This window comes from Paenibacillus chitinolyticus NBRC 15660, from assembly GCF_000739915.1.
Taxonomy (GTDB): domain Bacteria; phylum Bacillota; class Bacilli; order Paenibacillales; family NBRC-103111; genus Paenibacillus_F; species Paenibacillus_F chitinolyticus.
Genome location: NZ_BBJT01000014.1, coordinates 61271 through 82261 on the forward strand (window position 1 = coordinate 61271; position 20991 = coordinate 82261).

Genomic DNA, 20991 nt, shown 5'->3' on the forward strand with positions numbered 1-20991 from the left:
GGGTGATTTTGATAAATTTCTTCTAAGATGTTGGATTTAAACCCGTTAAAATTTCAGGTTGTAAAAGGCTTCCCGCGTCCCGGGCTCAAATGCCCGCCGACTTCTCCAGCGGCCCCGTCCAAGCGGACATGCCCGGAAGCACGTTGCGGATGCGCTTAAAGCCTTGGCGCTCCAGCAGCTGCGCGGCCATATCGCTGCGGCTGCCCGTCCGGCAGACGATATACAGCTCTTCATGCGCATTCAGCTCGCCGATCCGCTGCTCCAGCTCGCCCAAGGGAATGGATACCGCCCCCGGTATGTGCCCGAATACGTATTCCGCAGGTTCGCGTACATCGAGAACGTTCGTTTGCGGCTTTTCCCGCAGGCACCGCTCCAGCTCATCGTTAGTTGCGGCATGCGGAAATTGCCGCTCTTCTTTGACCTCGGAAGGATCGGATTTGCGGATAAAATGGCGCAGCACCTCCCCTTCTTCGGTGGAGCCCAGGTACTGGTGGCCCGTCGTTTTGGCCCAGCTCCGGATATCGGCCAAGGAACCTTTGTCCGTGGCCTGAATCTCCAGCACCTGGCCGGAAGCCATCTGCTCCAGAGCCTTCTTCGTGCGTACGATCGGCATCGGGCAGGCCAGCCCTTTGGCGTCGAGTATTTGATGAGTTTGAATATTCATAACGTCGAGTACCTCCCTGATGTTATTCCGCGGCGGCATAACCTCCGCCGTTTTGTCCTCCCCGGGTTCAATCGGGACTTTTTATCGCCGGAGCGAGTTTTGATATATACATATACCCGTATAGGTATATTGATACTATAGCTCGTTTACGTTTTTTCGTCAATCACGGTGCCCCTGGTTAAGTTTGTAAACGGCAAAATCGCATCTAGCTGCAGAAGAATGGTTGTAAGGGCCGCGGAGTTTGCAAGACATGAAAAATTCATTTCAAATGCCGTGCTATTACATCGCGCCTCCTCGGTTATAAACGACAGAGCGCGTACCAACCGACTGAACTAAAAAAAAGCCTCCCCATGAACCTTTCGGTTCAAAGAGAGGCTCACGCAAGCCGGGCGTTCATTCGCTACGATATCAAACCGGCGGGCTTAGTCCGCTTTCGTGTTGAGCGGCTTCAACCCCGCTTCAATCTGCGGGCGCTTGGATTCGAGGAATGGCGGCAGCGCCAGCGATTCTCCCAGATGACGGATATCCTCGTCCGTATCGAAGCCCGGGCCGTCCGTTGCAAGCTCGAACAGAATCCCGTTCGGTTCGCGGAAGTACAAGGACCGGAAATAAAACCGGTCCACGAAGCCGGAATTCGGAAACCGGACCTGCCGGACCCGGTTGATCCAGGCGCGCAGCTCTTCCTCGTTATCCACACGGAAAGCGACGTGGTGGACGCCGCCGCGGCCGAGCTGTTCACGGGAAAGATCATTTCTCTCCTCGATATGAACCTCGGCCCCGCTGCCGCCTTCGCCGGTTTCGTACACGACGATATCCGGCTGACCCGGAACGTCCGCCGCGTAGCGGCCTTTTTCCCGGAAGCCCAAAAGCTCCGTCAGCACAATCACCGTCGGTTCCGGGTCCTGTACCGTCAATTTGACGGGACCGAGTCCGAGGATGCCGTATTCGGCGGGAACCGGGCTTCTGTCCCAAGGTATGCCTCCCTGAACTCCCATGTTGTTCTCGTCCGACACCAGGATCAGGCGCTGCCCTTCGAAATCGCGGAAAGCCAGCGTCGCGCGTCCCGCACGGTCTTGAATTTCGTCGTGATCGACGCCGAATTCGGTGAACCGCTTTTTCCACCAGCTCAAAGCTTCATCGCCGGCAACCCGCAGGGATGCGGCCGAAATGCTGCTGACCCCCTCGCGGTTCCTTGCGGCCATGGGAATTTCGAAGAACGTCAATTCCGTTCCCGGATTGCCCTTCTCATCCCCGTAAAACAAGTGATACACGCTGATATCGTCCTGATTGACGGTCTTCTTCACCAGACGAAGCCCCAGAACTTTTGTGTAAAACTCGAAATTTTCCGGTGCCTGCGCCGTGATGGCCGATACGTGGTGAATACCTTTAAGTTCCATGATGATGCCCTCCCCGGTTATGTTGTCAGGATTGTTTCTGGACTTTTTTCAGCAGCTCCAGAAGCTGCTTCTTCTCTTCCCGGTCCAAGCCGTCAAATTGGGAAGCCTGAAACTGTTCCTGCTGCGGAACGACCTCGTCAAACAAAGCTTGTCCTTCCGCCGTCAATGAAATATATTTGGTCTTCCATTCCTGCTCGCGTCTGATCCAGCCCAGTTCCTCCATTTTACCCAGCAGCTGCGTAATATTTCCCTTGGTGACCAGCAGCTTGTCCGCCAATTCCTGCTGAGTCAGCCGCTCGTGCGAGCCCACCTGGACCAGCACGTCAAACTGCGCGGCCGATAAGTTCCAGGCCTTCAAATGCTGGTTGGACTGCCGGATGCTCTGATTGTACACGCGAGACAGCCGGAACCAGATCAGCACCCCAAGCTTTTCCTCCTGTTTGGAGAGGAATGACTCCTTCTTATTCTTTTCCATCGGCTCACCTCGCTTCCGTTGATGATTATAAGTTTATTACTAAACTGATAAAAAGTCAATGATCTTCCGTCGACCTGCGGGCAAACTAATAAACCGTTCCGGGACGGAACGGTTTTTCAGCATTTATTAGCATTTATTAGCATTTATTAGCATTTATTAGCGGTTGCGAGAAGAGGGCAGCCAACTGCCTGCTCCGATTTTCCCGCCCCCTACTTTGGGCTTCCTTTCGGATTTAGCCATCCCCGCGCTTCTCCTAGCCGCTTTTCTTGCCCCGTTTTTGCTTCTTGGATTCCTGCTGTTCCGGGTGCGGCGAGTTAACTACCACCTTCACTTGAACATCGTGCCGGGTTTTAACGGTTGGATCAAGACTTGCCGCCATACGATGAATGGCATCGAACACAAGCCCCTGGTCCATCAGTCTTTTTACTTCATCCAGATCGATTGACTCCGCAGAAGCTTGCCTTGTTACGTGTACCGAAGAGGTTTGCGCGTCATTTTTGTTGTCTTGGGGCTTCTCTTCCTTTTTCAGCCCGGACGCCCGCATTGCTTGTTCCATCTGAGCTCGCACCACTTCGACCTGATCTTCGATCTCTTCTCCCTGCTTTACCTGCCCCAATTCGTAATTGAGAGGAAGGGAATCGAGAAGATTTTCGATTTCGTCCATTTGTGCACGGATCGGCATAAGCGTATCATGGACGTTGATAAGATCGGTTAGCTGTTTATCGTCGATGGCTTCGATTAATGCCATTTGGGCGGCCAGTCCTTTCTGGACCTCTGCAAGTTGATGGCTGCCCGACAATGCTTCAAGACGTTTCATTAGCTGTTTTCCCTTGGTCTGGAGCTGTAAAAGGATGCTTTCATTCTCGTGTTCCATGGCAATCAGCTTCTCTATCTTCTTTTTAAGGGAGCCACAGCTTTTTTCTAAGGCAGCCATGTCTTCTAAAATCACTTTTATACGATTGGAACTATCTTTTTGCGTAAAAATGGTTGCTATTCGTTTTCTCAGGTCTTCGAGCTCTTCCCAGGCTGCCTGTAATTCGCCTTTAACCGGACTCAGATTTTTTTCCGTTGCGCGGCCTTTATATAACTCCGTAAGAGGCAGGATCTTCGCCTCCATATGAAAGAGTTCGCCTTCAAGTTCATTCGCTTTTTGTGTTAATTTTCGTTTATCGAATACGAGCAAAATAACACCCATGGTTAAAAAAATGACCATAACGGCAAACGCCCAGAACAAAATTTTACCTATAATAGACATTTTACTTCCTTTCTGCTCCGGCATCGACTTTGCAACCGCCGTTCCCGTGCGCGGAAATGGGCTCGGATTGATACGGGCTTTTTCTGCCGCCTTCAAGCCCTCAACCGCCGGCAAGAACTATTTAAAATTCACGTTGATCACAACGCTTTTACTTTCCTCTTCGTCCTCGTATTCCTCCTGCTGGTCGGCGATTTGCTCGACGCGCGCGCGGTAAGCCTGGATATCGGCAGACATCGCTTCCGCATCCCGTCTAAGCCGATCAAGCTGGATAGGAGGACTGCTCATCCGGCGGTCGATCATTTCTTTCCGGTCATGAATTTTGTATTTCAAATCGCCGAGATCGCGGGAGTGCAGCGCTTCTTCCAGACCTTCCGACGAAATAAACGACACCGTCTCCTGAAAATCCATCCAGCAAGCGTGCACGCGCTCCCTCAGACCGTTCAATTCCTTATTGGCCGCTTCATATACCTGAAGACGGACATATTTCTTTTCGGCCAGCTCGTATTTCTCCATCAGAGCGATGAGTTTTTTGCCGCCTTCGTTAAAACGCCCTTCCGCCAGCATATTTTCCACTTCGGGAAGTTTTGGAGTAATTTCGCGCACCAAGGCCGTAAACTGATCGAATTCACCGCGCATAAAAGACCAGACGGATTCCGCGAAATACTCTTTTACTCGTTTCAGTTCTTCCTTAAAGGCCGATTCGGGATAATCCAGCTCCCGCAGGCCGCTTTTCAGAAGCCGGAGCGTTTTGGTCAAGCTTTCCCTCAACTCTGCCAGTTCTCCCGCCGCGATGACCGAGTGTTTGATCAGGCCCGTCACGTCCGAGGAAATGCGCGCGGCTTCCCGGATTCGGCCTGCGTTAAGCGCCTCCAGCATCGCGGCCGAGAGCGCCTCCGCACGATCCAGACTCGCAAAGGAAGTCAGATCCGAGGAGTCCAGCCCGTGCTCGCGTATGGAGCGGTTCACGTCATCCCGGGCGCTCTCGATCTGACCTTTGAATTTCTGCTGCCGGTTATGCAGCTCAGGCAGCTCCGCAAGCAGCCGTTCGATCTCGGCGAGCTGCTCGCGTTCCGGCGCAAGATGCTCCTGCACGTCAATAAAATCGCTCATCTGCTCCCGGTCGATGATCCCGATCCGCTTTTGCAGACTGAGCAGTTCCTCTTCCAGATCATCCACCCGGTAAGCGGCCGAACGGTCCTTTGCTCGGGCCAGAAGGGATTCGATTTTCGCCTGAAGCTCCGATACGACTTTGTCGTTCTGCTTCTCCAGCTCACAGAGCTTGTCTATGCTCGCTTTCAAACTGCCGTATACCCCTTGATACTGCCTCAAAAGAACCCGGCATTCTCCCATCGTTTCTTCCATCGTTTTGACATTGCCGATAAAAGAAATCTTGATGCCCGAGATCATCGCCGTCATCTCATCCAGAATGGAAGAAACATCTTTCAATTCGGCTTCTACGGGGCGGATCCGCTTTTCGGCCGAAGGCCCTTTGTACAGATCGGCCAACAGCCCTAGCCGCTCGCTGTCCCGGTAGAGATCCGTGGAATAAGCCTGCGCTTCCCCGAGCAGCTTTTCCTTCCTTTTCCGCTGCCGGAAAATACGAAACGATTGATAGATAACGAAAATGATACCCGCAAAAATCCCGAGTTCCTTCAGCCCAATATGATTCACGTTCTCATCCTTATCGGAGACCGCCACAAACATACCGTCCGCCAACAAAGGCGCCGCCGCAGTCATCCCGCCCGCTTCCCTTATCGTGCCTGACTGTACGGTGTAGCCCTGAACGGCCGAAGTCCGGGAAGACTCTGCCGCAGCTTCTTGGGTCATAAACGATGTATGGGCGATTCCGGTCAAAAGGGAGAACGCAAGCAGATTGCGTACCCATATCTTTTTCATAATAATCCTCCGCAAATGTTGGATGGGCCCTCTGTACCTGGTTCTTTTCCAGATCAGGGGCCGAATGTGAGAAAAAGGCTCATTTTGTCATCTCTCTTCATTAAACCATAGGACACAAGCACAATTGCAGTAAAAAAATTCCATAACACAAAACCTTTTTATAAAAAAATCCAGCCCTAATCAACCTGAACTTAGGAACTTTAGACCCTTCTTTCCGCAACAAAAAAGAGACCCCCGCTTACGCGCAGTGATCTCCTGTATCCGAGCGTTTCGTTCTAACGAATTTAGAACGACCGGACCGTTAACCGGCCGATCTGGCCGCTCTCCTGTGCAAACCAGACGGCGCCGTCAGGACCGACGGCAAGCCCGTGCGGCTCCGCCTTCTCTCTTGGGATCGCATATTCCGATATTTCACCGGTAGTAGTGATTCGGCCGATCTTGTTGCTTCCCCATTCCGTAAACCACAAATCCCCCTGCGTGCCTGCGGCAATCGCATGAGGCCTTGCCCCCGGCTCCGGAAGAGAGTATTCGGTGATCCCGCCCGTAGTCGAGATCCGCCCGATCCGGTTGCCGTTAATCTCGGCAAACCATAAGGCGCCGTCCGGGCCTGCCGTGATACCCACCGGGCCAGCCTGTCCCATCGGGAGCGGGTATCCCGTTATCTCCCCCGCAGGAGTGATGCGTCCGATCCGGTTGCCCTGATTTTCCGTGAACCACATCGCCCCGTCCGGGCCTCGTGCGATAAAGGAAGGAAAAGCCCCGGGCAGGGGAAGCCCGTATTCCGTAATCGTCCCGTCCGCCGTGATCCGGCCGATTTTATTTCCCGTCATTTCCGTGAACCACACGGCCCCATCCGGTCCCTCGGCAAGGCCGAACGGCCCGGAATCCGCCGCGGGCAGCGGGAATCCCGTAATTTCGCCGGACAGGTCGATCCGCCCGACTATACCGGCTTTATACCCGCTGAACCATAACGCGCCGTCCGCTGCCGATGCAATCACGGAGAGACCGGCTTCTTCGGCGGTTACCGGGTATTCCGTTATCGTCCCATCCGGTGCCATACGGCCGATCCGGTTGCCTTTCTGCTCGGTAAACCAGATGGCCCCGTCCTTGCCGACCGTCAAACCGTACGGACCTGAATCCTTATCCGGAAGTACAAATTCCTCAAACGTATAAGACATAGGGGAACCTCCTATATAAAAGTGATGGGCGTGGCTTTGCATGAGAATGCTGCTCCCTCCACTATACCGTTTCCCGTAAAGACAAGGTCAGCTAAAAAACAAGTTCAACTGTTTTTTCTGAACCTGGACAGAGTGAGCGAATACGTAAAAAGAACCCGGAAGCGGTCCTCTCGGGAGGACTCTTTCCGGGTTCTTTGGCATTGCCGCCGAGCTTAAGCTTCCGCTTTTCTAGGAGCCGTACCGGCCGCTTCCGGAGCTCTGCCGAACCGGTAGAAATAAATACCGGCCGCCGCGAGGACGAGGACGGCAAGCCCCAAGTAAATGTTGCTGTACACGGAAGCTCCCTCGTAAAGATTGAAGGGATTCCACGTCACCGTCGCCCCGTTGTCCAGAAGCTTGCTGTAAATAGCCGATGAAGACGCGATTCCGATAAAATTCATCATGGCCATCAGCCCCATTCCCACGCCGACCTGGTCTCTGGCCAGAGACCGCGAAATGGTGTTGGACAGCGCAATCTGCATGAACGTCATACCTACGTTGCCGAAGATGAGCAGAGCCGACACGAGCGCGGGCAGAGTGCCTGACAAGGAAGAAAGCAGGACAAAGCTGATAAACAGCAGAGCCGACGCGAGGTACACGAGAAAGGAATTGCCCTTCTCATCCGCCAGTCTGCCGCCTCTGAGACCCATCATTGCGGATGCGGCCGCTCCCGGCACCATCATAAAGCCAATCATGCCGGGCTCTATATGGTTCACGTGCGACATAAGCTGAGGGATCAGGAACGATAAGGAAAAACCGAGGCCTACAATGATCAGGGAAACGACCAGGCCCGTTACGTAATGTTTGTTCAAAAACAGCCGGGGCTGGATAAAAGGCTCCTCCGCCTTCAAGATGCGGAGAATAAAAAGTCCGAGCAGCACGATTCCGCTGATTACGGTGATCCAGCCGCCGTTCGTAATGCTCAGCAGCAGCAGGCTGACGGTTCCCGCCAGAAGGGCGCCGCCCCACGCGTCGATTTTGCCCGCCGTACCGGGCTTGTCGTCCAGCAATTTGCGGTAGAAGGGCAGCGTCACCAGCGTGAGCAGAGACAGGCAGAACAGCCAGCGCCAGTCCGCTACGCTCATGATCAGGCCCGAGAGAACCGGTCCGAGCGCGTTGCCGAGCGCCATCCCTATTGCCGAGATGCCCAGGGCTCTGCCGCGGGTCTCCGGCGGGAAAAACCGGATCGGGATAATCATCGCGGCCGCGGGGATTACCGAGGAACCCACGGCCTGAAATCCCCTTGCCAGGATAACCATCCAGTAAGCGGTGGCCGACAGGCCGATGACGGAGCCGAGCGCAAAAACGGTAAGCCCGAACGTGATCAGCCGTTTTAACGGATATTTATCCGCGAGCTTGCCGTAAATGACCGATCCGATGGCGTAGACCAGCATGTAAATGGAAGCCACCCAGCTGACCTGGGCCGAATTCAGATGAAATTCCGCACTGATTTGCGGCAGCACGATGTTGAAGATCGAGGCGTTCATGACCGAAATGACCAGAGTGAACGCCAGAACCCGCATAATTTTATCGCCGGTTGTTTTTTGTACAGCGGTTGACACAGCTTTTGCCTCCCCAGTATGCATATGATATCCGAATACTTCGGTTAATCTCGTTAATAATTAAAGCTTTGTATGTTTGCCCCCACTAATATAACGGGCCGATAAAACTAGGGAGCTAGCCCCTTAGTAAACACCCTTACGCTTTCCCGGATAAAATCATCGAGCGGAATTTCGGCGAACGTTCCTTCTCCCCAACCGTCCCGGTTATTCATAAACGCGCCGTAATTCATCCACATGAACGAGACCGCCTGAAGCTCCGGATTGGTCGAGATCATTTTTCCCCGCTCCGCCATCTTCACGAAATAATCCGTCAAAAATTCCTTTAATTGCCGCGGGTGCCTCTGTGTCTTTTCCCTGAAACCGGGCAGACTGCCCGATTCTTTCAGGCTGATCTGAAGCATTTTACGGTTGCGGTTCATGATATCGTGGTAAGTCCGGCTGATCAGAAGAAGATCCGTTTCCAGCTCCCACACCAGCTTTTCTGCAAAAAGCTTCTGCATCTCCCCGGCGTAATGAAACCGGTCGAAGGCGGATTCGAGCAAATTCTGCTTGCTTCCGAAGTGCCGGAACAGCGTCATTTCACTCAAGCCAGCGGCAGCGGCGATTTCTTTGGTGGTGACGCATTTGTAGCCCCTATCGGCTATGAGATCGATGGCCGCTAAAAGCAGTTTGTCTGAACTGCTCGAAGATGAGCTGCCGCTCATACTCTCCCCTCCTCTTGTATGTGTGTGCGATTCTCTCCGCTAAGAGGCTAGACGAAGCAATCGCTATAATGGATGTATGTTAGTACTCACTATCAATCACGATTATTCTATTCCCCTTCCCAATTGCTGTCAACCCCGAAAATGAATGAAGCTTCCGAGCCATAACGAATGCTTGGACCGAAGTCGCCTACACACATGCCAAAAACCGCCGCATCCCACGATGCGGCGGTTTTTTCGGCCTGCGGCCGGAGAGGCTGATTTTATCAAACCTTAAAATCTGTACGATTCGGGGCTCCGCCCAAGTCTTACTCTGTCACGATGTCGTGAATGAGGACAGGCGCTTCAGCGTGGTCGGCGATACGGATGTTGTCGTAAATCATGCGGATCACATCTTCCACGTTATCACGGTTGGCGTGGATCGTTACGAGGGATTCGCCCGCTTTAACGCTCTCGCCGATCTTCTTGTTCAGCATAAGGCCGACGGCCAAGTCGATCTCCGATTCCTTCGTGGCGCGTCCCGCTCCGAGCAGCATAGCCGCCGTACCGATTTCATCGGCGACGATTTCGGCTACGACACCGTCCTCGCGCGCCGGTACTTCAATAAGGAACTTCGCTTTAGGCAGCTTCTCGGGATCGTCCACGACCGACGCGTCTCCACCCTGGTTGGCGATGAACTCCTTGAATTTCTCCAGCGCTTTGCCGTTGCGGATCACTTCTTTGAGCATCTCTTCGGCTTCTTCCAGGGAAGAAGCTTTGTTTGCCAGGAAGACCATTTGTCTTCCAAGGGCGAGGCAGAGATCTTCCAGATCCTTCGGCCCTTGGCCGCGCAGCGTGTCGATCGCCTCCTGCACTTCCAGCGCGTTGCCGATGGCGGCGCCGAGCGGCTGGCTCATATCGGAAATGACGGCCATCGTCTTGCGGCCCACGTTGTTTCCGATGCTGACCATGGCGTGCGCCAGTTCTTTCGCGTCCTCGGGAGTTTTCATAAACGCGCCTGCGCCCGTTTTGACGTCAAGCACGATAGCGTCCGAGCCTGCGGCGATTTTCTTACTCATGATAGAGCTTGCGATAAGCGCGATGGAATCTACGGTGGCCGTTACGTCGCGAAGGGCGTACAGCTTCTTGTCGGCAGGCGTAAGGTTGCCGGTCTGCCCGATCACGGCGATTTTGTGTTCGTTCACCAGGTTCACGAACTCGTCCTTGGAGATTTCCACGTGGAAGCCTTCGATAGCTTCCAGCTTGTCGATCGTGCCGCCGGTGTGGCCCAGGCCGCGTCCGGACATTTTCGCAACGGGAATATCCAAAGCCGCTACCAGTGGAGCCAGCACCAGGGTCGTCGTGTCGCCCACTCCGCCCGTGGAGTGTTTGTCTACCTTAATGCCTTCGATCGCGGACAAGTCAATCGTTTCGCCGGAGTTGACGATTGCCATCGTCAGATCGGCCCGCTCGCGCGCCGTCATGTCCTTGAAGTAGATCGCCATCGCCAGTGAGCTGACCTGGTAATCCGGAATATCCCCTTTCGTGTAGCCTTCGATAATAAAGTTGATTTCTTCCGTCGTCAGTTCCTTGCCGTCACGCTTCTTCGCAATCAAATCGACCATTCTCATCGTCTTTTCTCCTCGCTTTACCAGTAAGTACTCTAGCTAATTCCTATTCGCGGGGGACCCGGTTAACAACCTGTGTCCCTTTCACGCTTATCCGTCATCCGTCTGTCTGAATATCTTTAGTATCGTCCTACAGCGAAATCGCCGTATCCAAAGCCACTTCCATCATCTCGTTGAAGGTCGTCTGCCGCTCTTCCGAAGAAGTTTCCTCGCCGGTCAGAAGGTGATCGCTCACGGTCAGAATCGTCAGAGCGTTCACGCCGAATTTGGCCGCCAGTGTGTAAAGGGCGGTCGTCTCCATCTCGACGCCGAGCACGCCGTAATCCATCAGCTTCTGCACGACCGTCTTGTCATCGCGGTAGAAGATGTCGGAGCTGAAAATATTGCCGACATGAAGTTTAAGGCCTTTCTCCACGCCGCGCTCATAAGCCGCTTTAAGCAGCGGGAAGCTCGCGATCGGGGAGTAGTCGAAGCCGCCGAAAACATGGCGGTTCGCGCTCGAATCCGTGCAGGAAGCCTGGGCCAGGATTACATCGCGGACCCGGACATGCTCCTGCATCGCTCCGCACGTGCCGACGCGGAACAGGTTTTTGACGCCGTACTGGCTGATCAGCTCGTTGGCGTAAATACTGATCGACGGAATCCCCATGCCCGATCCCTGCACCGAAACCCGCTTGCCTTGATACGTGCCCGTGAAGCCCAGCATGCCGCGGACTTCGTTGTAGCAGATTACGTCGGACAAGTAAGTTTCCGCGATATACTTCGCTCTCAGCGGGTCGCCCGGCAGCAGGATCGTTTCGGCGATGTCGCCCGGTTTTGCACCAATATGAACGCTCATGAACGTGTACCTCCGTTTTAAAAAGGATAGAAGGGACGGGTTATCGTCCCGGTTTATTTCAAGTCCGCCAGGAAACTTGTGCCGTGGGCGGGCAGCGTGACACCGAAGTTGTCCGCTACGGTAGCGCCGATATCGGCGAACGTGCGGCGCAGCGGCAGCTCTTTGCCGCCATCCGCAAAACGCGGCGAGTAAACGAGCAGCGGCACGTATTCGCGCGTATGGTCCGTTCCGCGGTAGGTCGGATCGTTACCGTGGTCGGCCGTCAAGATCAGCAGATCCTCGTCCGTCAATTTGGCGAACACTTCCGGCAGCCGGGCGTCGTAATCCTCCAGCGCTTGTCCGTAACCTTGCGGATCACGCCGGTGGCCGAAGAGAGCGTCGAAATCGACGAGGTTCAAGAAGCTCAGTCCCGTGAAGGACTCGCCGAGCGTGTCCACCAGCTTGTCCATACCGTCCATGTTGGAAACGGTCCGGACCGCTTTCGTTACGCCTTCGCCATCGTAGATGTCGGAGATTTTGCCGAGCGCGATTACGTCGAAGCCCCGGTCCTTCAGCTCGTTCATCGTGGTGCGTCCGAAAGGCTTCAAAGCGTAATCGTGACGGTTCGCCGTCCGTTTGAAGCTGCCGACTTCGCCTACGAACGGGCGGGCGATGATGCGGCCCAGCATATACGGATCTTCCAGCGTAATTTCGCGGCAGAACTCGCAAATTTCGTAAAGCTCCTTAAGCGGCACCACGTCTTCGTGGGCGGCAATCTGCAGCACAGAGTCCGCGGACGTGTAAATGATAAGCGCTCCGGTTTTCACGTGCTCCTCACCGAGCTCGTCGATGATTTCGGTGCCGCTGGCCGGCTTGTTGCCGATCACCTTGCGGCCGGTTTTCTCTTCGATGCGCCCGATCAGCTCATCCGGGAAGCCGTCCGGGAATACGCGGAAAGGCGTTTCGATGTTCAGGCCCATGATCTCCCAGTGACCGGTCATCGTATCTTTCCCGTTCGACGCTTCCTGCATCTTCGTGTAGTAAGCCAGCGGCTTGTCCGCCGCAGGCACGCCTTCGATCGGACGGATGTTGGAGAGGCCCAGCTTGGCCATGTTCGGCATGTTGAGGCCGCCCCTCTCCCGGGCGATATGCCCGAGGGTATCGACATCGAAGTCGTCGAATTTAGCGGCGTCCGGCGCTTCGCCGATACCGACCGAGTCCAGTACAATCAGGTGAATCCGTTTAAACGTAGTCATGCTTCTCGCTTCCTTTCCTATTCAGCTTACAGGAACAGCCCCGCAATCGTAGCCGACAGGACGCTGACCAATGTAGCTCCATACAGTAATTTTAAACCAAAACGGGCCACAACGTTGCCTTGCTTTTCGTGAAGCCCTTTAACCGCACCGGCGATGATCCCGATGGAAGAGAAGTTCGCGAAGGAAACGAGGAACACCGATACGATTCCGACAGCCCGTGGGGACATAGTCGTATGTTTGGCAAGGTCAAGCATGGCGACGAACTCGTTGGATACCATCTTGGTTGCCATAATGCTACCGGCTTCAACCGCTTCAGACCAAGGCACACCCATTACAAACGCGAACGGAGCGAAAATATACCCGAGCAGAGACTGGAACGAAATGCCGAAAATGCCGTCGAAAATACCGTTGATCAAAGCGATCAGGGCCACGAAACCGATCAGCATGGCCGCCACGATAATGGCGACTTTAAAACCGTCGAGAATGTATTCTCCCAGCATTTCGAAGAAAGACTGCTTCTCTTCCTCCTGTACTTCAAGAATATCTTCTTCTTTCGTAACGACGTAAGGGTTAAGAATCGACGAGATAATAAATCCGCCGAACAGGTTCAGCACCAGCGCCGTTACGACGAACTTCGGCTCGATCATCTGCATGTAAGCTCCGACGATGGACATCGAAACCGTGGACATGGCCGAAGCGCAAAGCGTGTACAGGCGGTGTTTCGGAAGCAGGCCGATTTGCTTCTTCACCGAAATGAATACTTCCGATTGGCCCAGAATCGCGGATGCCACGGCGTTGTAAGATTCAAGCTTACCCATGCCGTTGATCTTGCTGAGTACCAGACCGATGTACTTGACGATGAACGGCAGAATTTTAGTATACTGCAAAATCCCGATCAATGCGGAAATGAACACGATAGGAAGCAGAACGTTCAGGAAGAACGGAGACGTCTTGTCGTTCGCTATGCCGCCGAACACAAAATTGATCCCTTCGGAAGCATAGGCGAGAAGCGATTCGAAAATACTCGCGAAACCGCGGATCAGAAATTCGCCCACGCTTGTATTCAGAAGGGCGAAAGCCAGGACCACCTGCAGGGCGATCATGACGAACAGCGGACGGTACCGGATTTTGTGACGGTTGTTGCTGGCGGCGTAAGTAAGCCCGAACACGACAAGCACGCCCAGAATAGCAACTAAATATTTCATGTTAGTGTTTCCCCCAATGGTTGCTCAGCATTAGCAGATTTGGTTGCAGGCACAGCTCTCTGAACCTGAAAAACTATTAAGCGCTTACATTCAGTTTACAAAAAGAAGTTTCATATTGATTTTTACTTTTTTTCCATATCATCGGCTTGAAAAGCTCCCGGGAGCAGCCGGTCGATCGTCCATTCTTCGGTATTGCCGTGAAGATTAGTCAAATAAATCTTCGTATTCAGGTCGCTGAATTCGGCGATAACTTGTCTGCATGCGCCGCACGGCGATACCGGTCCTTCCGTGTCCGCCACGATGGCGATAGCTTCGAGCTTATGCCCGCCTTCGCCTTCCGAAACGGCTTTAAAAATAGCTGTCCGCTCCGCGCAGTTGGTTAAACCGTAGGATGCATTCTCAACGTTGCATCCCCGGTAAACCTTCCCGCCCGTGAGTACGGCCGCTCCGACCTGGAAGCCCGAATAAGGCACATAGGCCTGCTTGCGGGCTTCGATTGCTTCTTGAATCAACTGGTCTTTCATGGATCCGTCCTCCTCGAAGGTCAGGGTTTAGTAAGAAGAAGTGGACTGGCCGCCTTCCATGATTTTAACGCCCGAGCTCGCCCCGATGCGGGTTGCCCCGGCTTCGATCATGGCGTTCATATCCTCGAGGCTGCGCACGCCGCCCGATGCTTTGACGCCTACGTCGGGACCGACGGTTTTGCGCATCAGCGCTACGTCCGCAGGTGTCGCTCCGCCTGTCGAGAACCCGGTGGACGTCTTCACGAAGTCCGCTCCCGCTTTAACCGACAGCTCGCTCGCGCGCACTTTTTCTTCGTCCGTAAGAAGGCTCGTTTCGATGATAACTTTCACCAGCGCCTTGCCCGCGGCCGCATCGACAACGGCTTTAATGTCGCTTTCCACCAGCGTATCGTCCCCTGCTTTCAGGGCGCCGATGTTGATGACCATATCGACTTCCCCGGCACCGTTTGCGATCGCATCCTTCGCTTCAAACGCTTTCACGGCAGACGTCGTGGCGCCCAAAGGGAATCCGATGACCGTACAAACTTTCACGGACGATCCCGAGAGCTGTTCGGCCGAATAGGCGACCCAGGTCGGATTTACACAAACGGACGCGAATTCGTACTTCTTCGCCTCTTCCGTCAGCTTGGTGATTTCAGCCTTTGTCGCGTCTGCGCGAAGCAGTGTGTGATCGATCATTCCGGCTATGCTCATGTGTTTACACTCCTTGTTTATGAGTTATCATGCCCTTTAAAAAGACAATGTGTGTAGAATTTCATGCCTTCATGATAGCACACACGTGAACATATGTAAAACACATAATAAAATTATGTTCATGTCTTTTTTGTGTCTCAGGGCTTCTTCCGCTCTTTTTCGGGCATAAAAAAGAGTCCCTTACAGTCTTCTTCACCAAGAAAACCGTAAACGACTCTAGTATGCTTCTTTTCGGTACGTTTTACTAAGGATGCCTGAAATTTCAGGTCTGGTCTTTTTTTATGTAAGTTTTGACTTCCGGAGCTTCGTAGGAAGCAAATTGTTCCAGCAGCTTGGCCGGGTCTTCGTTCACCAGCACCATCGAGCGGTATTTGTCCTGCATAAACTGTTCCTGATTCATCCGGTCGAAGAGAGCGACGAGGGGATCGTAATAATGATTGATATTGACAAGCCCGAACGGCTTCCGGTGAAGACCGAGCTGCCCCCACGTATAAATTTCCACAAACTCCTCCAGCGTACCCGGTCCTCCCGGCAGGGCCATAAATCCGTCCGCAAGCTCCGCCATCTTCGCTTTACGCTCATGCATGGACTCGACGACAATCAGTTCGGTCAGCCCGTGATGGGAAATTTCCCGGTTCTCGAGCATCTTCGGGATAACCCCGATAACCTCGCCTCCGGCTTCCAGAACCGCATCGGCCACGGCCCCCATCAGCCCGACACTGGCGCCTCCGTATACAAGTGCGAGCCCCCGCTCAGCAAGCTCGCGTCCGAGCCGTACGGCCCCTTCCCTATAGACTTCAGATGCTCCGTTGCTTGATCCGCAGAAAACCGCTATGCGTTTCATTGTCTGATCTCCTCCATCCTTTTTGTATAAAATCTTCCTTCATTATAGTGGAAAGCGGAGCCGAGGAAAACCGGACGGGACGGCCGATCAAGGCCTCTATCTTTCTTTTGCTTCCGGATTCCCGCGCATTCAAGGTCTTAGCGAATTTTTGCTGTCCTATTTCACTCCTATTATCAAGCACCGGACGGAAGTTTATAATGTTAAGAGAAGGAGGTGCGGTTAACGGATGAACAAAGACGCTATTTTCAAATCCGTCTACGAGACGATTTTAAGCAGAGATACCCGTCACGACGGACAGTATTATGTGGGCATTACGTCTACGGGCATTTTTTGCAGGCCATCCTGCCGGTCCCGGACTCCCAAGCCCGAAAATGTGAGGGTGTACGATAGCATCGAGAGAGCTCTGGAAGCAGGCTTCCGCCCCTGTAAAAGGTGCAAGCCCGAAAACCCGAGTCCTCACGGGCCCGATGCGGAGCTGGCGGAAACCGTACTCGGCCTGATCCGCACCCGCTATGGCGAAAATCTGACGCTGCACGGCCTTGCGTCCGAGCTGAACATAAGCCCTTATCATCTGCAGCGGACGTTCAAACGGACGACCGGGATCAGTCCCTCGCGCCAGCTTCTTCTTACCCGCATGGAGGAAGCGAAGCACAGGCTTGCGCGGAGTGAGCAGCCTATCGGCGAAATCGCCGCGGCAGTCGGGTTCCGCAGCGCTTCTCACTTCTCCGCCGTCTTTCATAAAACTGCCGGCTGTACGCCGAATGAATTTAGAGAACAGAATGCCCCGAACTCCTGAGAGGGACCAGGCGAAACGAGACAAGCAAAGGTAAACAAATCGCGGTAAGGCAAGATAAAACAAACCGAGACAAACAGGAGGCGACTAAAATGAACACTCTTTCGGCGACAACCGAAATTTACTGGGCTGCCCTGGTGCATCCCCTTTTCCGAAACAAACCATTATATGCAGCCGCGACAGACCGGGGATTGTGCCGCATTACGTGGCCGACCGAGAGTCTGGACACTTTGAAAAGCTGGGCCGCCAAACAGATTCCCGGCGCCGTGCTGATTGAAGACGAAGAACGGATGGCCGGCTATCTCCTTCAGCTAAAAGAATATCTCGAAGGGAACCGGCAGCAATTCGACATCCCGCTCGATATGCGGGGAACGGCTTTTCAGACTTCCGTCTGGAAAGCTCTTGCCGAAATTCCGTTCGGGGAAACGCGCAGCTACTCCGATATTGCCGCAAGCGTAGGCAGCCCCGCAGCCGTAAGAGCGGTCGGTACGGCCAACGGGGCCAATCCCGTTCCCATCATCGTGCCCTGCCACCGCGTCATCGGCAAAAATGCGGCGCTTACCGGTTTCAGAGGGGGCCTTCAAGTCAAAGAAGAGCTGCTCAGACTGGAGGGATTCCATGACTACACGGCAAAAGGACACGCCCGTTTTCAGTTTTGACGAAAACACGGGAATCGCGCAAATCGAAACACCTGCCGCGTTCAGTTATGCGGAAACGCTCTTATATCTGACGCGTTCCCCTCTGGAATGCCTCCACAGCGTGGAGAACGGCCGCATCTACAAGCTGCTCGAAGCGGGAAAAGAACTGCTCCCGGTCGAAATCAGCAATCCGGGCCCCGGCAGGCTCCATCTCCGGTTTATGCAGGGCCCGCCCGCAGATCCGGACGCCATCCGGGAAGCGGCGGCCTACACGGCGGAATGGCTGGACCTTGCCCGGGATATGACGCCCTTCTATGCGACGGCACAGTCCGATCCTCTGCTCGGGCCTCTGGCCTCCGGGTATTACGGGCTCCGTATCATCGGCGTGCCGCATCTGTTCGAAGCCCTCTGCTGGGCGATCGCCGGACAGCAGATCAATTTAACGTTCGCTTATACACTCAAGCGCAGGCTTGTGGAGAATTACGGCAAGAAGCTGGTCTGGGAAGGCCGTACCTACTGGCTGTTCCCGAAACCGGGGGACCTGGCGGACGTGACCGTGGAAGAACTCCGCCAGCTCCAGTTCACCGGCAAGAAAGCCGAATACATCCTCCATGTGGCCGGTCTGATGGACAGCGGAGCATTGTCGAAGGAGGCGCTTCTTGCCTCCGGTTCCTACGAGGCCGCCGAGCGCACCCTGCTGGCCATCCGCGGCATCGGCCCGTGGACCGCGCATTACGTGCTGATGCGCTGCCTGCGGAACCCGGCCGCTTTCCCCATCGGGGACGCGGGGCTTCACAACGCGCTGAAACAGCTCCTGCACCGCACACAAAAGCCGGCTCTCGAAGAGATCCGGCAGCTTTTTGCTCCCTGGCGGGGCTGGGAGGCTTATGCGGTGTTTTATTTGTGGAGAAGCCTCCTGCCGGAGGGCTCTCCTGCTATTCAAACAGCAGGTCTTCCAGACGCAAGAACGTAACTTCACCCGGAAAATGGTCCAAAGTCGAGCAAACGGACAATTTGTAAGGCCCGTCAAGCTCATACTGCTTGAAAACATGAGTCGGCTGCGGCTCCAGCTCGAAAACACCGCTTCCCCTCTTGCGGATGGCAAAAGAGTCCAGCGGAATCGACAAGCCTTTGCCGACCGCTTTGATGTAGCTCTCTTTGAGCGTCCACAGATCGAAGAAATAATTCAGCCGCTCCTCTGGAGGAAGGCTGAAGAGGTCGGCTTTCTCCGCGGCGGAAAAGAATCGTTCGGCAATATCCAGATCCACCGGCTGGATCTGCTCCACGTCAATGCCGACTTCCGCTTCGGAAACGCCCGCCGCGACCCAGCAGCCCGAATGCGTAACGTTGTAATGGACGCCGGTACGGGGCGCGGTTACGTGCGGCTTGCCGTACGCATTCGTCCCGAAGCGCAGCTCCGGGTTAGCGGCGGCCAGTTTCCGGCACAGGCACCATCTAGCGAGAGCATCCGCGGCAACCGCCCTCACGCGGTCCTCGGTCCGGTAGAATCTTTGGGCCTTGGCCCGCTTCTCCTCCGACAGATGGACAATCAGCCGGTCCGTATGTTGTACAGTTTCTTTTTCGTCCAAACGCAGGTTTATCGCATAAATGTCCATCTTATATCCCCAATAATCGAAGTTGTTGGCTTAACCGAAGCAGACAGGGCGTTGTTTCCAAGGAGCCTGTCCCCTTCTTCCTTATTGTACCAAATGCAAGAGCCGCTGTGGGACATTCCCCTATGCTCAGCATCTCTTTTGTAAGACACGGGTAAAATGTGCCCGTGACTTCTCCCGGCGCGTAATGGAGAGCGGCATGACGGAAATCACCGTGTGCGGTCGGCAGCGCTCTCTATGACCGGCGGTCCGGGCCCGGATGTTTCTTCACATGCAAAAAAAGCCTGGCGATACCCAGTATCGTCAGGCTTTTTGGGCGTGATTTATCGATGCGGCGCGTTCCCGAAAGCCGGGTCCGCAAGCGTGAAGCAGCCGTATTCCGTGGCTGCCTCACGTCATTCACGTCATAGCAGGCCACCCCCACACACCGGAAGCTGCGCACAATGCGGATTCCCTGTTTCGCGATGCGGGCTCCCTCCCGCAGGGTCTCTCCCCTGTTTAATGCACGAACACGGCGGAAGCCACAAAGTTCAGGACAAAGAGCCCGGCAATCGCGTACAGCAGAGGCGAGCATTTCCTCCATTGGCCGATGGCCACCTTCGTGAGGGGATACGCGATGAAGCCGAAAGCGAGACCGTCGGCGATGCTGGACGTCAGCGGAATGCACACCACGATCAGAAACGCGGGCAAATATTCCGAGAAATCGTTGAACGGAATGTCCTTCACGCTCATCATCATCAGCGCTCCGATAATAATGAGCACCGGCGCGACAGCATTGCCGGGAATGAGCCCGATGACGGGCAGCGCCAAGGCGGAGAGCAGGAACAGAACCGCCGTTACGAGCGGAGGGATGCCTGTCCGGCCGCCTTCGGAAATGCCGGAGGTGCTTTCGGCGGAAGCGATGGTCGGACTGGTCCCGAAGAAGCCGGATACGATCGTGGACACCGCCACGACCCGGTAAGCCTTCGGGAACTTTTCCTTGTCCGGCAGCATGCCGCTGAGCAGACCCATATTCTCGAAAAGGACAATCATCGTCATGGAAAAGACCGCGATCCAGAACGGAATCTGCATGACGCTGAAATCGGCGGCTCCCAGGACTTGCCCGTAAGCCTTCAGATCGACCGCTTTGTCGGCGAGATCTCCCTTGCCCGCAAGTCCGAGCGTCAGAACGCTGGTAAATCCGATTCCGATGAGCAAGCTTCCTTTTATGTTGCGGACAAACAGCATGAACGTAACTGCCAGTCCGATAAGCGTCGCCAGCGTGACCGGACTCGTAAAACTGCCGAGCGCCACGTAGTTGACGGAATCGGGCTGAATGATATGGCCTTTCTGCAGGCCGATAAACGTAAGCATGAGGCCGATTCCCGCGGTAATCCCATGCTTCAGCGACACGGGTACCGCCGATAAAATTTTGCTACCGAACGACGACATGCTCGCAAGCAGGAAAATGACACCCGACACGACGACAACCGCAAGCGCCTGCTGCCAGGAAAGTCCCAGCGACTGGACGATCGTGTAGGTAAAGAACGCGTTCAGCCCCATGCCGGGGATGACAATAATGGGCGCGTTCGCCCACAGGGCCATCATCAGACAGCCGATAATAGTCGCCGCAATGGTGGCAAGCACTCCTGCGCTCAGCGGCATTCCCGTATCCTGCAGGATAAGGGGATTGACGAGCATAATGTACGCGCTCGTAAAGAACGAGGTGAGGCCTGCCATCAGTTCTCTTTTCCACGTCGTCTCGTGGGCTTCTATTTGAAAATACCGGTTAAGACCCCGAATCACTTTTATTCCTCCACTCTGCCCGTCAGCCAACCGCAGTCCGCGCAGCGGA

General features: G+C 54.6%; 20 protein-coding genes. 3 read left to right on the forward strand and 17 right to left on the reverse strand.

Annotated elements, in window-relative coordinates; genetic code table 11:
* Positions 1–85: 85 nt before the first annotated feature.
* From PCH01S_RS25080 to PCH01S_RS25150, 15 genes are all read right to left on the reverse strand, one after another.
* Entirely contained in the window at positions 86–664 is a 579-nt protein-coding gene (locus PCH01S_RS25080) for a sulfurtransferase TusA family protein (protein WP_042234336.1), read from the reverse strand.
* 422 nt (positions 665–1086) lie between these two features.
* On the reverse strand, positions 1087–2061 hold the full coding sequence (locus PCH01S_RS25085; protein WP_042234337.1) for a ring-cleaving dioxygenase: 975 nt from the start codon (positions 2059–2061) through the stop codon (positions 1087–1089).
* A gap of 25 nt (positions 2062–2086) precedes the next feature.
* On the reverse strand, positions 2087–2536 hold the full coding sequence (locus PCH01S_RS25090; RefSeq protein WP_042234340.1) for a MarR family winged helix-turn-helix transcriptional regulator: 450 nt from the start codon (positions 2534–2536) through the stop codon (positions 2087–2089).
* A 253-nt stretch (positions 2537–2789) separates the two neighbouring features.
* The gene (locus PCH01S_RS25095; protein ID WP_042234342.1) at positions 2790–3887 is read right to left on the reverse strand and encodes a hypothetical protein; all 1098 of its coding nucleotides are present in this window, start codon (positions 3885–3887) and stop codon (positions 2790–2792) included.
* A 21-nt stretch (positions 3888–3908) separates the two neighbouring features.
* A complete protein-coding gene (locus PCH01S_RS25100) occupies positions 3909–5687 on the reverse strand; it encodes a hypothetical protein (RefSeq protein WP_042234344.1) in 1779 nt (592 codons plus the stop codon).
* Between the two features lie 284 nt (positions 5688–5971).
* On the reverse strand, positions 5972–6865 hold the full coding sequence (locus PCH01S_RS25105) for a Vgb family protein (protein ID WP_042234346.1): 894 nt from the start codon (positions 6863–6865) through the stop codon (positions 5972–5974).
* 212 nt (positions 6866–7077) lie between these two features.
* Complete coding sequence (locus PCH01S_RS25110) at positions 7078–8466, reverse strand: MFS transporter (protein WP_042234349.1); 1389 nt, start codon at positions 8464–8466, stop codon at positions 7078–7080.
* Between the two features lie 107 nt (positions 8467–8573).
* Complete coding sequence (locus PCH01S_RS25115) at positions 8574–9170, reverse strand: TetR/AcrR family transcriptional regulator (protein WP_042234350.1); 597 nt, start codon at positions 9168–9170, stop codon at positions 8574–8576.
* Between the two features lie 305 nt (positions 9171–9475).
* A complete protein-coding gene (locus tag PCH01S_RS25120) occupies positions 9476–10777 on the reverse strand; it encodes a pyrimidine-nucleoside phosphorylase (RefSeq protein ID WP_042234352.1) in 1302 nt (433 codons plus the stop codon).
* 127 nt (positions 10778–10904) lie between these two features.
* Positions 10905–11612 carry a purine-nucleoside phosphorylase gene (deoD, locus tag PCH01S_RS25125; RefSeq protein WP_042234355.1) on the reverse strand — a complete coding sequence of 236 codons (708 nt, stop codon included), beginning with the start codon at positions 11610–11612 and terminating at the stop codon, positions 10905–10907.
* Between the two features lie 53 nt (positions 11613–11665).
* The gene (deoB, locus tag PCH01S_RS25130) at positions 11666–12847 is read right to left on the reverse strand and encodes a phosphopentomutase (protein WP_042234358.1); all 1182 of its coding nucleotides are present in this window, start codon (positions 12845–12847) and stop codon (positions 11666–11668) included.
* 26 nt (positions 12848–12873) lie between these two features.
* A complete protein-coding gene (locus PCH01S_RS25135) occupies positions 12874–14052 on the reverse strand; it encodes a NupC/NupG family nucleoside CNT transporter (RefSeq protein ID WP_042234361.1) in 1179 nt (392 codons plus the stop codon).
* Positions 14053–14174: 122 nt separating this feature from the next.
* Positions 14175–14576, reverse strand: a complete 402-nt coding sequence (locus tag PCH01S_RS25140) for a cytidine deaminase (protein ID WP_042234363.1) — start codon at positions 14574–14576, stop codon at positions 14175–14177.
* Between the two features lie 27 nt (positions 14577–14603).
* Positions 14604–15269, reverse strand: a complete 666-nt coding sequence (gene deoC, locus PCH01S_RS25145) for a deoxyribose-phosphate aldolase (RefSeq protein WP_042234364.1) — start codon at positions 15267–15269, stop codon at positions 14604–14606.
* A 262-nt stretch (positions 15270–15531) separates the two neighbouring features.
* Positions 15532–16113 carry an LOG family protein gene (locus PCH01S_RS25150; RefSeq protein WP_042234366.1) on the reverse strand — a complete coding sequence of 194 codons (582 nt, stop codon included), beginning with the start codon at positions 16111–16113 and terminating at the stop codon, positions 15532–15534.
* A gap of 226 nt (positions 16114–16339) precedes the next feature.
* Between PCH01S_RS25150 and PCH01S_RS25155 the strand changes: the two genes are divergently transcribed.
* The 3 genes from PCH01S_RS25155 to PCH01S_RS25165 all read left to right on the forward strand — a co-directional run bounded on the left by PCH01S_RS25155 (position 16340) and on the right by PCH01S_RS25165 (position 18517).
* A complete protein-coding gene (locus PCH01S_RS25155) occupies positions 16340–16909 on the forward strand; it encodes a bifunctional transcriptional activator/DNA repair enzyme AdaA (RefSeq protein ID WP_042234367.1) in 570 nt (189 codons plus the stop codon).
* Between the two features lie 89 nt (positions 16910–16998).
* A complete protein-coding gene (locus PCH01S_RS25160; RefSeq protein ID WP_042234369.1) occupies positions 16999–17565 on the forward strand; it encodes a methylated-DNA--[protein]-cysteine S-methyltransferase in 567 nt (188 codons plus the stop codon).
* The gene (locus tag PCH01S_RS25165) at positions 17525–18517 is read left to right on the forward strand and encodes a DNA-3-methyladenine glycosylase family protein (protein ID WP_042234371.1); all 993 of its coding nucleotides are present in this window, start codon (positions 17525–17527) and stop codon (positions 18515–18517) included. Before PCH01S_RS25160 ends, PCH01S_RS25165 begins: the two co-directional genes overlap by 41 nt.
* On the opposite strand, the gene PCH01S_RS25170 is transcribed toward PCH01S_RS25165, so the two are convergent.
* Both PCH01S_RS25170 and PCH01S_RS25175 read right to left on the reverse strand, forming a co-directional pair.
* Positions 18480–19160, reverse strand: coding sequence for a 4'-phosphopantetheinyl transferase family protein (locus PCH01S_RS25170; protein ID WP_042234373.1), 681 nt, complete (start codon positions 19158–19160; stop codon positions 18480–18482). The two genes, PCH01S_RS25165 and PCH01S_RS25170, sit on opposite strands and share 38 nt — an antisense overlap.
* Positions 19161–19655: 495 nt before the next feature.
* Complete coding sequence (locus PCH01S_RS25175) at positions 19656–20942, reverse strand: NCS2 family permease (protein ID WP_084706676.1); 1287 nt, start codon at positions 20940–20942, stop codon at positions 19656–19658.
* Positions 20943–20991 lie beyond the last annotated feature (49 nt).

Coding starts and splice junctions, on each gene's coding strand:
- PCH01S_RS25155 (WP_042234367.1), top strand. CDS start 16,340: ATGAACAAAGACGCTATTTTCAAATCCGTCTACGAGACGATTTTAAGC.
- PCH01S_RS25090 (WP_042234340.1), bottom strand. CDS start 2,536: ATGGAAAAGAATAAGAAGGAGTCATTCCTCTCCAAACAGGAGGAAAAG.
- PCH01S_RS25150 (WP_042234366.1), bottom strand. CDS start 16,113: ATGAAACGCATAGCGGTTTTCTGCGGATCAAGCAACGGAGCATCTGAA.
- PCH01S_RS25100 (WP_042234344.1), bottom strand. CDS start 5,687: ATGAAAAAGATATGGGTACGCAATCTGCTTGCGTTCTCCCTTTTGACC.
- PCH01S_RS25085 (WP_042234337.1), bottom strand. CDS start 2,061: ATGGAACTTAAAGGTATTCACCACGTATCGGCCATCACGGCGCAGGCA.
- PCH01S_RS25105 (WP_042234346.1), bottom strand. CDS start 6,865: ATGTCTTATACGTTTGAGGAATTTGTACTTCCGGATAAGGATTCAGGT.
- deoD (WP_042234355.1), bottom strand. CDS start 11,612: ATGAGCGTTCATATTGGTGCAAAACCGGGCGACATCGCCGAAACGATC.
- PCH01S_RS25135 (WP_042234361.1), bottom strand. CDS start 14,052: ATGAAATATTTAGTTGCTATTCTGGGCGTGCTTGTCGTGTTCGGGCTT.
- PCH01S_RS25160 (WP_042234369.1), top strand. CDS start 16,999: ATGAACACTCTTTCGGCGACAACCGAAATTTACTGGGCTGCCCTGGTG.
- PCH01S_RS25170 (WP_042234373.1), bottom strand. CDS start 19,160: ATGGACATTTATGCGATAAACCTGCGTTTGGACGAAAAAGAAACTGTA.
- PCH01S_RS25140 (WP_042234363.1), bottom strand. CDS start 14,576: ATGAAAGACCAGTTGATTCAAGAAGCAATCGAAGCCCGCAAGCAGGCC.
- PCH01S_RS25115 (WP_042234350.1), bottom strand. CDS start 9,170: ATGAGCGGCAGCTCATCTTCGAGCAGTTCAGACAAACTGCTTTTAGCG.
- PCH01S_RS25120 (WP_042234352.1), bottom strand. CDS start 10,777: ATGAGAATGGTCGATTTGATTGCGAAGAAGCGTGACGGCAAGGAACTG.
- deoB (WP_042234358.1), bottom strand. CDS start 12,847: ATGACTACGTTTAAACGGATTCACCTGATTGTACTGGACTCGGTCGGT.
- PCH01S_RS25165 (WP_042234371.1), top strand. CDS start 17,525: ATGACTACACGGCAAAAGGACACGCCCGTTTTCAGTTTTGACGAAAAC.
- PCH01S_RS25080 (WP_042234336.1), bottom strand. CDS start 664: ATGAATATTCAAACTCATCAAATACTCGACGCCAAAGGGCTGGCCTGC.
- deoC (WP_042234364.1), bottom strand. CDS start 15,269: ATGAGCATAGCCGGAATGATCGATCACACACTGCTTCGCGCAGACGCG.